This window comes from Bradyrhizobium sp. ARR65 (assembly GCF_000472385.1).
Taxonomy (GTDB): Bacteria; Pseudomonadota; Alphaproteobacteria; order Rhizobiales; family Xanthobacteraceae; genus Bradyrhizobium.
This window is the reverse complement of the sequence record NZ_AWZU01000095.1, coordinates 1-11529: the sequence shown is the minus strand read 5'-3', so window position 1 is coordinate 11529 and position 11529 is coordinate 1. Positions and strand designations below refer to the sequence as shown.

Below are 11529 nucleotides of genomic sequence, written 5' to 3'. Positions count from 1 at the left end.
CATCAGACCAGATTTCGACGGTCGCAATTGTAGCACCGCTCGCCATAACGCCTTTGATCGCTCGTCTGACGTCAGCTTCGGTGAATCTGGTCTTCGGCATGTGAGGCATTCTGCGGGGTCTTTGGCCCAAATAGTAAAGCTCTTCAAACTGACTTGTTGAAGGGTAGATTATCGCCCATTCAACGCAGCCTTTACGCCGTCAGAAAAGGGCGCGATCGATCCGATCGCGCAATCGGTCGCAATGGCGCGCAAATACTGATCTCTCAGACCGTCGCGAAATCAGAGTTCCATCGTGCCCCGCACTGATGCNTCTCTTGGCCAGCAGTGTCAGCATTTGCCAGCACCCTGTCAGTCAGACCGGCACGTCGATGGCGACATGCTAGAAATCGATGGCATCCATGAATCCTCTTGTCGGCAAAACCAGACTCGCAGTAGCCATTGCACTACAACGCAAAATTCTGGACTTCGGCATGGCTCCTCGCTCGAACGAACTTCCAAAGACTGGATTCGCCGTTGAGATCGACGGCCGAATCAAAGCCGAGTTCAACACCAGAGAGGGTGCTCAGAACGGCGCCATCGAGTTGAAACGCCGTTTCCCCGCGCTCCGAATCCGCCTCTATGACGCAGAGACGCAATCGCGGCACGAAATCCAGGCTTGAGTGGCCTCAAAGGCTGTCATTTGCCGACATTCCAGTCGACATTTGTATGCATCTCGATCAACGCGCTGCGAGCGGATCGTCGCTAGGATGATCTTATGATCAGCGATGTTCGAGCGCAGACCGACACGTAATGATTGCTAGCAATTGCTGTTGCTGACGCTCGCAAGCGTAAAGCCTAAGTCCGCAGACAGAAATGCGATCGTCGATGCCCACGCTCGCGCCTGTTTTCGCGCGCTGATCCCGTCGAAACCGCGATAGCTGAGCTCCGCATCTTGCGCGGATGTCGCGACACGCCTTTCTATCGCTGTGAATAGATGGGCGAAGGTCAGCATCGAACATGAAAAAAAATCTCGAAACAGATTTGCACACGGCCGCCGTCAGTCAGGGCGCGCCATGAAACGGAAAATCTGCGTCTACGTCGGCGAAGAACTCGTCACGCGGCTGGCGGCAGCCGCCGGCCAACACGGCGCCACCAAGTCCGGCCTCGTCAGCGCTGCGCTCGATCGTTTTCTTGATATCACAGGCGATCAGGATCGCCGCCCCGGTGTGGATGAACGTCTGGCCCAGATGGGCCAGCAACTCGATCAGCTCGCGCGCGAATTGAAATTCGTTAGTGAAACGGTAGCGATGCACGCGCGCTATCATCTTACTGTGACGCCAGCGTTGCCGGACGCCGCGCAATCCGCTGCCTGCAGAGTAGGCGCAGCGCGCTTTAATGAGTTCGTCACGCAGGTCGCACGACGGGTCGATCAGCAGAAACCCCTCATCCGCGAAACGCTAGACCGACTTGCCGCGACAAATGCGCATTGGCTTTCGCCTGAGGATCACGCTCTGCAAAGTGCTGCCGGCGAGCATGGAGATCATGCCGATCGCGCCCTGAACGGCCGCTCGCTCGACGCGCACGTGGCCGCCGTGTCGATTTCGTCCACGCCAACCACCGATCCCGCCGACAGCGATACGCTGCAAGACAGCCAACCAGAGGGGGTGCAGGAAACGGCGGGGCAGGACAACCAGCAAGGCACGCGCACACCGACCGGGGCTCGAGTCTCAAGCTTGCAGCTCGTTTTCCGCGTCTTCCTGCCGTTCGCCGCCTGCTACTACTTGTCCTACCTATTTCGAACTATCAGTGCGCTCATTGCCGGCCCGCTGACAGCCGAGTTCGAACTTTCTCCGTCCAGTCTTGGTCTGCTTACTTCTGCCTATTTTCTGACGTTTGCCGTCGCGCAAATACCGATCGGCGTCTTCTTGGATCGTTATGGCCCTCGCCAGGTTCAAGCTGTAGTGCTGGTGTTCGCAGCCGACGGGGCGGCACTGTTTGGCGCCTCGGACGGCTTCCTCTCCCTTCTAGCCGGCCGCGCGCTGATCGGCCTCGGGGTCGCCGCTGCCTTGACGGCAGGCCTGAAAGCGACAGTCCTGTGGTTCCCCAAGGAGCGTGTCGCGCTCGTCAACGGTTGGATGGTCATGCTTGGCGGACTGGGCGCCGTGACCGCGACGATGCCTGCCGAGTGGGCGTTGTCCTGGGTCGGCTGGCGCGATCTGTTCGAGTGGCTTGCGATGGCAGCTACAGCAATGGCCGCGATCGTCTATCTTTTTGTCCCCGACGCGGCGCCGGCACCTTCAGCCAACGACCGCCGGCCATTCGCGGGGTTGCGGGAGATCTACGCCGACTTACGCGACCAGCTCTCCATGATGACCACGCCCGTGCTGCTCATCGTAGGCGACGAGGACGCGGCCTGTCCCGAGCAACCTGATGCTGAAGGCCACACTGCCGAACGCCGGCCTCTGGATATCGCCCAACACCGGCCACTCCATCAATCTCGAAGAGCCAGCAGCATTCAACTCCCATCTCGAAGCCTTCCTGGGTGCCGTCGAGCGCCGAAGCTGGCGCCGTTCTTACACGACAGCAAAGTTCGCAGGCCGCCGACTCAGCCTCGAACACAAGCCAGAAGCTCACGCTCCGATCCACATCAACCACGAGCTGGGCGACGGCAACATCATCGCATTGCAACAGGCCAGTCGTCCCACCGATATCTCCCCCAGCGAGCTTCCCTCATGAGCACCTAGTACGTGCTCACGGGTTGGCGGTTGCGCGGACGCCGGAAAACGGCTTTTTACGACCGTTCTTCACGAAGCTCAAAACTCACGGTGTATCGGCTGCGGCTCGATCGTGACCTTGATTGATTTTCTGTTGGGGCAGAGCGATCAGCTTCAACTTCGCCATCACCTGTTTATACCTGAGAATGGAGGCGGGGCAGGCGTTCGCCTGGCGAAGCGACAGCGCCGCTCCAAGTGAGTTCAGATGGTCGGCTTCGCTCTCTGTTTGACGCAAAACTTGAGGAAGTTTTTCTGGCGACCGTGACGGAGCGAACGCCGCGCCGGTAGGTGATTGCTGCGCTCACCATCTCGTCCACCCAGGACGGGCTTGCCGTCCTGGGCGGAGCAAACTGTGCCGATAGAACATCGTGACCCTGCTGGGCTTATTGCTGACGCGGGTAACCCTCAAACCATTGGCCGATGTAAGGACTGGAGTTGTCGCTGCGGGACGGCGAGGGTGGCAAATGGGGCGGGTAAGTCGCAGCAACCAGATCGTGAGCGCGCGTCTCTCTGTTAGGGTGAGACCTCGCGGCGAATGCCGGAGAGCCGGCAAGTAATAGGAGACTCGCAACTAGGGGGATAGTCTTTTTGATGATCCACGTCATTTCTATTCTCCGTTCAGTTCACCGATCAACGGAATATCGCCCCTCCCAATCATTTATTCTAACAGATCATTATTCTCACAATGTTCGATTTAATCGATTAACGACTGCGATGATCACTTGCGACGCTTCGCATCATCTCCTGATCTATTGCTAGGGCCTGTGTTCAGTTAAGAAGGATGATAGCGCAGGCGAGGTGAACGCCGGCGAGAAGGTTTCGCGCGAGTGGCCTTCGCGGCCAGGCAGAAAATCTTTGATCCGATCCCACTGATCATCGCGTAACCCATAGCGCCGCATCGGTCGGCTCCTCCTCAGGCCGACCGCCCCATGAGTCACACAATTGCTGATTTGGGAATCCCCATCGCTGCCGTCGCTTCACCTGGTCTGTGTTTGATTCCGATCCGTTCTCGCGCAAAACTCCCCTAATTGAAGGCAGGCCCTAGACCAATTTCTCCCGGCAGACAGTTGCGGTGGAACGATCTTCCGACTGATGTGTCGCTGGTCCAAGCTGGCCGCGATATTCACCGCGCCCCATATTTTCGAGGCGGTGAGGTGATTGAACGGTTGCAGGCGGTTTATGCCATCGAGGCCGAGATCCGCGGCAGCAGTGCCGAGCAGCGGCTTGCCGCCCGCCGCACCAGGACGGCTCGGTTGATGGCGGCGCTCAAGACGCGGCTGACGGCAACGGTCGGCCAGCTCTTCTCCCAGTCGAAGCTGGCGGAGGCCATCAACTACGCGCTCAATCACTGGGAGGGGCTGACGCTGTTTCTCTGCGACGGCCGCGTCGAGGTCGACCGCAATACGGTCGAGCGTAAGACGCAACTCGTTGTTCAGCGGCAGCGAAGGCGGCGCAGAGAGCTGGGCGATCCTGGCATCGCTCGTGAAGACAGCAAAGCTCCAGGGGCTCGATCCGCAGGCCTACCTGTCCGACGTGCTGGAGCGGATCGTTTCCGGGCGAACCAAGAGCCATCAGCTGCACGAGCTGCTGGCTTGGAACTGGAAGGCGGCCCGCCAGGGCATCGGACGGGCCGCCGCATGAGCCCACGTCGCCAAAAGGCCTCGCCGTCGATTCGTCAGCCGCCCCAACTTGCTGGCGATCTTGCGCGACCTGCACGCCCGCGGAGATCCCATTGGTCATGACCCAGCGTTCTTTCATTTTAGCGGCGGCACGGCCAGTTCGGTTTCTGGCATCTCGCGCGCCAGCCTTTGGCGAAGCGGGCCGAGCCGATCCGCATAATGCCGCCACCGCCCGACCGACGATGCATAGATCGGACGGCGCACCTGGACCGCGCTCGCCGTGGCCGATGGCATCGGGCTGGTATGGAAGCGCAGGACCTCGTCGTCCCAGCCAAGCCCGACGAAGTCGATTATCCGACGACTGGCGCCAGGCTGATCCCTCACCAACTCCTCGTAGTCGATCTCCATCATCACGTCGGGCGGGAGCGTCGCCTGCCAATGCCGCGCCAGACGCCGGAATGCGAGATAGTAGTCGGCGACTTCGATTTGGTCGTACGAGAACGGGAACTTGCCGCGGAAATGCGCCTTGAGCATTGCCCAGCACGCGTCGAGCGGAGACCGGCGCACCAGGACGATCTTGGCGTTGGGCAATGCCGCATGAATGAGACCGCAAAAGAGATAGTTCTCGAGCGTCTTATCGACGGATCGCGCACCGGCCGGCAGGCGCAGCGCCGCCACCGCCTCCATATAGCGCTGGCCGACGATCGAAGGATCGGTCTTGTCCGACCGATCCGCCATGGCGCGTTGCATCACGGTCGCGAACGCAGCGGTTTCCCCGACCGAGTGCATCGCTGGATGGCTGCCGATAATGCGCTCGATTAGGGTTGTGCCGGTCCGCGGCAGCCCGGTCACGAACACAGGAGCCGCGGAGGCATACCCTCGCGGCGCGCTCTTGAGCCAGTCGCGCGTGTGCGCGCTGATGATCTGATCGATCTCGGCAAGAGCGCGTGAGGGATCCACGCGCAGCAATGCATGCTGCAGCCTGCAGCCGGCTGCGACGTGATCGTAGGCGCGCTCGTAGCGTTCGAGGTCCTCGCATTCCTTGCCGAGCGCAAAGCGCAGTAGCACCTCGTCCGGCCCCGGCAATGCGCCGTCGCGGAGCAACGCTTCCATCTCCTCGACATGATTCCGCGCCGCCGTCTGAATCCGCAGGTCAGAGCGCAGGTAATGGGCGAGTGCGTAGCGCTTTCTCAGGCCGATGGCGGCGTCGCAATGGGTCTCGGCCTCCGCCAGCGCCCCGGTCATCCGCTCGGTTGCGGCCAGGTTGAACAGGTACTGCGGTTCATCCCTTTTCGCCGCGACCGCGCGCGCAAAGAAGCCCCCGGCCCGGTCGTGCAATCCGAGCAGACCAAACATCGCGCCGACCGCGTCAAGCGCATCGGCTGCAGTTCCGACACGCCTTGCCGCCGCTTCCGTCGCCGCCAACGCCTTGGCAGTTTCGCCACCAAAGTACAGGCATTTTGCCTGAAGTACATGCGCAATCGGATCCCGGGGTGCGAGCGCAACCGCCCGGCCCGCGCTGACGATCCCGGCATCATGACGGCCGCGCTGCAGTGCGGTTTCGGTGAGCAACATCCAGGCCTCCGCATCCTTGGCGTTGCGCGCCAGGATCTCGGCGCAGATGCGCTCGGTCGAGGCGACATCGCCCGTGCGGAAGGCACGACGTGCGGCGTCGATCGTTCGAGCTGGGTTCTGCTGCGGGACGGGATTCAAAGCAGGAGCCTCATGAACTCTCAACGGCCGACGTCGGACACAGGCTATTACATAGTTGGCGGCTCCGTTAACGAAGCCGCCAACTCAACGCGAATCAGCTCTTAAAAAGGACTTCGCGCGATCAGTGATGATCGTGGTCGTGATCGCCCAAGGCAAAGCTCTGGAACAGATCGCCGATGGCCGGACGGTTCTGCGGAACGTAGGGATTGTCGTCCGACGTCCTCGGGTTCGGCAGGTTGTCGCGGCTGTACGACGAGAGCTTCGGCAGGTCCCAGTTGCGCTCGATGAACTTCACGATCGAGGCGTGGTCGGAATATTCATGCGAGACGTGACCACCCCTGGAATACCTGGACACGATCAGCATCGGAATCCGCGTGCCGTCGCCGAAGTAGTCAACGGGCTGGACATAGCCGGAGTCGTAGTAGCCGCCGCCCTCATCAACGGTGACCAGGATCGCGGTCGATTCCCAGAGCTCTTTGTTGGCCTGCACCCCGTCGATGATCTTCCGGGTAAAGGCCTCGAACAGGTCCACTTTCGACGAGGCCGGGTGACCGTCGTTGAAGGTTGACGGCTTCACCCACGACACCGCCGGGAGGGTGCCGTTGGCGATGGCATCGTAGAGAGCGTTAACATCTTGCAGATGGGCTCGCCCGGCCGCGCTGGTCATGGTCGAGGCCGAGTACAGGAACGGATTGCAGATGTTGCAGTAGAGATAGGCCGGCGGATCGATCGTACCGAAGTTCGCACCCAGACCCGGCGCTGTCTTGAAGTCGGTCCAGCGCTCACCGTAATAGGCCCACGAGACATTGGCCGCGCTGAGCACGTCACCAATGTGCTTCTGCTTGATTACCGGCGGCAGGGTGAACGGACCGTTATTTGTTGGATCGGTGGCTCCGCTGCCGATGAACGCAGGCACGTAGTTGTTCAGGAGATAGTAGGCACCCGGCCTGCAGTTTGGCGAGACATTGATGGCCTTGAGGTAATTGGCGATCGCCGCGACGCCCGGCTGCGTCGGGTCGGAGCAGTTGGTGTAGCTGCCGCCGCCGTAGCCGTCTTGCATGTACCAGTTGTTGGTGCCCGGCAACGGATTGGGATCCTCGATCTGGTTGGTCGGGGGAACTGCCGGATTGCCGTTAACGTCGGCATAGTAGAGCGCATCGGCGTAGCCGAACATCATCTGGTTGGCGAAGGTGCCGCCCATGACAGGCTGGTGATAATTGTCAAGCAGCGTGTATTCGCGGGCAAGCTTGGCCAGGTAGGGCACATCGCCTTTGGCGACATTGTAGAAGCCCATCGCGATGTTGCCTTCCTTGAGCAGCGGCACCGGCGCCGGCGAGGGAAATGGCTTGCCATTGCTGCCTGACGATACGGTCTCCTCCACCCACGGGAACAGATCGGCCTGGCAGCCGCTCGGATTGCGTTGCGTCGCCTTTGAGACATCGCAATCGAGCTGCTGCCACATCTGATAGAAGCGATGTACAGGGCTGCCGCCATAGGTGTCGTAGAGGCTTCCGCCCGACGCGGTTACCAGCGGATACGGACCACTGGGCAGGTTGTTGTAGTTCGCGATTCGGCTGTCAGGCCAGTTGCTTGACAAGCCTGTCGCACCCGTGAGCAGCAGGGACAGATCCTGCACCTCCAGGCTGTACAACCCAGCGGTATCGGCGACGGTTTCGGCCTGTTGCGCCAGCGTCAGGTTCGCCACGCAGCCCGGGCCGTTGGTCGCAGCGCCAGTCTTAGGATCGTATATGTTCGTATAGCAGGTCAGAGGGGCATAGGATGTGCCCGGCGCCTGCAGCGGCTTGGAGGCCGTACCGTAGGCGACCTTGTTGCCGGGACTGATCTGATAGGTGGTGGCGTCCACCGCCGAATACTGGGTCGCCGTGGCATAGTTCGGACCAGGCGTACCATCCTCTTTAATGATCCCCTTGGACAGCAGGTTATCGACCAATTCGCCATTCTGAGCCTTATAGGTCGCGAAAACGTGGTCGAAAGTACGATTTTCGCCCATTATCACAATTACATGCTTGATTGGACTCTTGGTCTTTTGACCATTCGCGTTCGCTCCGCCGGGATCACCGTCGATCGCATAGGCATTATACCCCATCAACGAAAGGATGGCCGTAGTCACCACTGTGCGATCGCGCATGCGTTTTGTTAGCTGCTTAAGCATCGCGCCCCTCTTAAAGATAAGTTTTGCGGAGAAATCGTGCGATAACGGATCGTTATCGCGCGTTAACAATAGGAGCTTCGCATGTCAGGCTGACTGCGTGAGCATGTCATGTCGATTGCAGCAACATGTCAAAGCGATCACAGAGAGATGTCGACACGAGTGGGGCACTTTCGAGAGAGATGATCGCACCAGCGCACCCAAGTGGTTCGACTAGGGTCGCGACACGCGCTGTACAAGCGGCGCAGTTGGCGTTCGCTCTCAAGTCGGCGCTGGATCGGGACGACCGTGATCTCGATACAATGTTCTGTTCAAGTCAACTCAGCGAGCGGCTTGATTGAGGCGGCGAATTAGGCTGGCGCCTGCCCAAGTCCAAATACACGGCAATCCTCTTTGCTCGTTATTTCTGGAGCTGGTCCGCTTTGTCGGAGTAGACCGGAAGTAACTGGCTCCAGAAACAGCAAGGCCGCGACGTCGGGCGGCCATTTCTGTGTGTGTGTGCCGAGTATGAACGACAGCTTGGAGGTGGAAGTCCGCCTGTGCGTCACGAATCGTTGTTGCGATGGCGGCGTTTGTGGCGATGGTGTCGATCGAGACCTTGAGACCGTCCTTTTCGGCGATCCGCTCGATCAGGACCGGAATGGCGGCGGTTTCATTAGTCTTGTCGGCGACCGCCTTTTGGCCGAGCACGAGACGATTGGTGGTCGCAAAGTCAGAAACGAGGTGAAGAAGTGGCCTGTCCGCACCGCGATCATGGCTTCGCCGGGAGGTTTTGCCATCGATAACGACGAGGTCAACGTCGCACGCTGGCCCGGATGAAAGAGCCGGGCTCACCGCTGCGCTCGTGCTGACCGATGCGCCCCTGGTTCATCGGCGATGATGTCATCACTGGGCCGTGCGACGTGCGGGCGCAGCGGCCGGCCGCAGCTCCATTGTGGATACGCCCGCCGCAATGTTCACGCCCGTCTGTCCCTGCACGGACAACGGCTGCAAGGCGACCGTGCGGTCCGAGCCTCCGACCAGGACGTTGGCACTCGCTCCCGCGCCGACCGTGCCCCCGGGGCTCCCACCCGAATAGGTTCCCGCCAACGCCGCTCGGCGCAGCGTGGTCGGCGCAAAGACGGCCCAAGTCAACCGGCCGCCGGACGTGGCGCCGATGTCGAGCCCAAAGGTGCTGACTGTGCCCTGATAAGCCTCGCGCGCCCTGCCTCTCGCCGATGCATAGATGCAGCTCAGCTGCCGCTGTCCCCCGACAATCATGCCGACACCGGGCGATATGTTGCAGGTGAGCGTGCCGACCCTCGTTCGCCCGGCCTGCTGTGCCGTGGCCGGAACCACGGCGAGCGCGAGCGCCAGGGCGGTGCATGCGATTGCGACACTGTTCAGCGTTGCTTTGTTCATGGGCGGCCCTCCGTCGACGCATTCTGATGGTCCCCTCAACGCGGACCGACATTGCGATGTTCCTGTTCCATCAGCTCGGGCAGCGAGCGATGGCCCGCGCGACGCGCCGCGCTCGGATTGCCGCCGAGAAAGGCCAAGGAAGGACTAAACGTTGAGTCGCTTTGCGGACAGACAGGCCCGGCCCAATTTGCTCAAAATGCGGCCGTGGGGTCCTTTCGTCAACGGGTCTCACTTATCGCCGCTGCGAGCTCGATCGGGTCAATGGCGATCAGATCTCCGTCAGATTCCTACGTCGCGGCAAAAGCAAGAAATCCAAAGAGCCGGCTGAGATGTTGTAAGGCAGCCGGCGGGCTCGCTCGTCTCTCGCGGCTACGATTAGCGTTGCTGGCCCGGTCTGCTGTGTTGGCTAATCGGCTCGCCGAGCCTCATAGCTCCGGATCAGCGCCAGATTTTTGAGAATACGGTCGGCCAGCGAGGAAACCTCGGGATCCTTGGTGGTCTGTTCGTCGTCGCGATAGGACAGGCGACCGGCTTCCGCAATGCTCTCGCGGTCGCTGCCGACAACCCAACGAACGCGCCCACTGATTTTCACCGAATCGTCCCCCATGCCCCGTCGAACTTGCTCTTGTTTTGCGAACGGTTCAATCCGCAATTTGCAAGGAACGTTGAACAGAGGATCGGCCGACGTCAGCCCCACTGCATCAGCTCTGGTAGGCGCGTGATCGCCCGCGCAATGCGCCGCGCCTCATCCTTTGTTAGCCGCCGCTGCTGCGTGCGCCTGAGCTCCATCTCCTCGTAATACAGATAGCAGAGCGGCTGGCCGGCCGCATCGCGCACCATGAACGACTCCGTGTACTCGTCGAGGCTCCAGGGCGGCGGAAAGCGGCGCTGTTCCATCATTGCGGTTTTCTTGTTCCTTTGTTCGCGGCTGGAGCAATTTTGGCTTCGCCTGAAACAAGCATGAACGGCCATTAAGAATCTGGGTAAGAATTGCCGTCCCCTTTTGCCTTGGCGATGCCCTCGCGCTGCCGTTCGAGCATGATCTCGCGCTCGACTGCGCCATCGCAGCGAACATCTTCAGCATTAGCCTGCCCGTGGCGCTTCGGGTGTCCACCGCGTCGCCGCCAAAGTTCAGGATGCGTAGGCCCACACGCTTGCTCTCCAGTAGATCAACCAGCTCCGAGAGGTGCCGGGCGCTCCTGGCCAGCCGGTGGGGCTTCGTCACGACAAGCGTGTCACCCTCGCGCGCGTAGTCGAGCGCCGCGTTCAATTGAGAACGGTCTGCAACGGATGACACCTGCTCTGGAAGATGTTCACACACCCGGCGGCTTGCAGATCGCGCAGCTGCGCCTCAAGACCAGCACGCTGTTCAGTGGTCGAGGTACGGCCGTAGCCAATCAGAACGCCCTGCATGGTTTTCAACCCGATTTGTCCATTAACATCTAAACGTCTGAATCGTTAGTGTTCGAAAACCAGAAGCAGGTTCAATGGACGTTTCGGCAGGGAAGGGCGGACATGTTCGTTGAACCCAGGTCAATTGGACACGTGAGCTTGCCGCGGCAATTAACATGACTGGATCCGGCGCCGCGCGACCCGATTGTGCCTGATTGAGTTCGAATAGGAACCGGCCACGAAACGCACTCGCTTCGCTCCTGCGGGAACGCATCCAAATCCACCGCATTCTCCCACGTAAGCAGTTTGGAGGAGACAATGAGGAACTATCTTTTTGCTGCGGCTTTAATCGGCGCCATGGCGACGCCTGTATTTGCGGATGAAGTTGGAGTCCATGTTGGACCAGCGGGAGCGGGCGTGACGACTGGCGAGTCGCATGACCAAGATCGCGATCGAACTGTAATTAAGGAGCGGGAACCCC

The 11529-nt window shown here is 60.5% G+C and carries 8 protein-coding genes and 4 pseudogenes; 5 read left to right on the top strand and 7 right to left on the bottom strand.

Going from position 1 to position 11529, the window contains the following annotated elements; genetic code table 11:
* Window positions 1–398: 398 nt before the first annotated feature.
* From F758_RS0141870 to F758_RS53690, 4 genes and pseudogenes are all read left to right on the top strand, one after another.
* Window positions 399–659, top strand: coding sequence for a hypothetical protein (locus F758_RS0141870; RefSeq protein ID WP_245286771.1), 261 nt, complete (start codon window positions 399–401; stop codon window positions 657–659).
* A gap of 393 nt (window positions 660–1052) precedes the next feature.
* On the top strand, window positions 1053–2723 hold the full coding sequence (locus F758_RS47015) for an MFS transporter (protein ID WP_245286770.1): 1671 nt from the start codon (window positions 1053–1055) through the stop codon (window positions 2721–2723).
* Between the two features lie 1124 nt (window positions 2724–3847).
* Window positions 3848–4135, top strand: a pseudogene (locus F758_RS53695) (IS66 family transposase); the annotation flags it as partial.
* 46 nt (window positions 4136–4181) lie between these two features.
* Window positions 4182–4394 (top strand): transposase domain-containing protein, encoded by a 213-nt coding sequence (locus F758_RS53690; protein WP_024513356.1) that lies wholly within the window; start codon window positions 4182–4184, stop codon window positions 4392–4394.
* Between the two features lie 113 nt (window positions 4395–4507).
* Here the strand turns inward: F758_RS53690 and F758_RS0141840 are convergent, their stop codons facing one another.
* From F758_RS0141840 to F758_RS0141825, 4 genes and pseudogenes are all read right to left on the bottom strand, one after another.
* Window positions 4508–6085, bottom strand: a complete 1578-nt coding sequence (locus tag F758_RS0141840; RefSeq protein WP_024513355.1) for a tetratricopeptide repeat-containing sulfotransferase family protein — start codon at window positions 6083–6085, stop codon at window positions 4508–4510.
* Between the two features lie 121 nt (window positions 6086–6206).
* Complete coding sequence (locus tag F758_RS0141835; RefSeq protein WP_035725130.1) at window positions 6207–8258, bottom strand: alkaline phosphatase family protein; 2052 nt, start codon at window positions 8256–8258, stop codon at window positions 6207–6209.
* Between the two features lie 519 nt (window positions 8259–8777).
* Window positions 8778–9050: pseudogene (locus F758_RS52635) on the bottom strand (ISAs1 family transposase); the annotation flags it as partial.
* Window positions 9051–9140: 90 nt separating this feature from the next.
* Window positions 9141–9656: a DUF992 domain-containing protein gene (locus tag F758_RS0141825; protein ID WP_024513352.1), complete on the bottom strand. Its 516-nt coding sequence runs from the start codon at window positions 9654–9656 to the stop codon at window positions 9141–9143.
* Window positions 9657–9865: 209 nt separating this feature from the next.
* Between F758_RS0141825 and F758_RS52630 the strand changes: the two are divergent.
* Window positions 9866–9994, top strand: a pseudogene (locus F758_RS52630) (PilZ domain-containing protein); the annotation flags it as partial.
* A gap of 68 nt (window positions 9995–10062) precedes the next feature.
* Here the strand turns inward: F758_RS52630 and F758_RS46045 are convergent.
* The 3 genes and pseudogenes from F758_RS46045 to F758_RS53685 all read right to left on the bottom strand — a co-directional run.
* A complete protein-coding gene (locus tag F758_RS46045; protein ID WP_035725124.1) occupies window positions 10063–10353 on the bottom strand; it encodes a hypothetical protein in 291 nt (96 codons plus the stop codon).
* Window positions 10344–10556, bottom strand: coding sequence for a hypothetical protein (locus tag F758_RS0141810; protein ID WP_024513350.1), 213 nt, complete (start codon window positions 10554–10556; stop codon window positions 10344–10346). Before F758_RS0141810 ends, F758_RS46045 begins: the two co-directional genes overlap by 10 nt.
* A 92-nt stretch (window positions 10557–10648) precedes the next feature.
* Window positions 10649–11069, bottom strand: a pseudogene (locus F758_RS53685) (recombinase family protein); the annotation flags it as partial.
* Window positions 11070–11529: the final 460 nt, after the last annotated feature.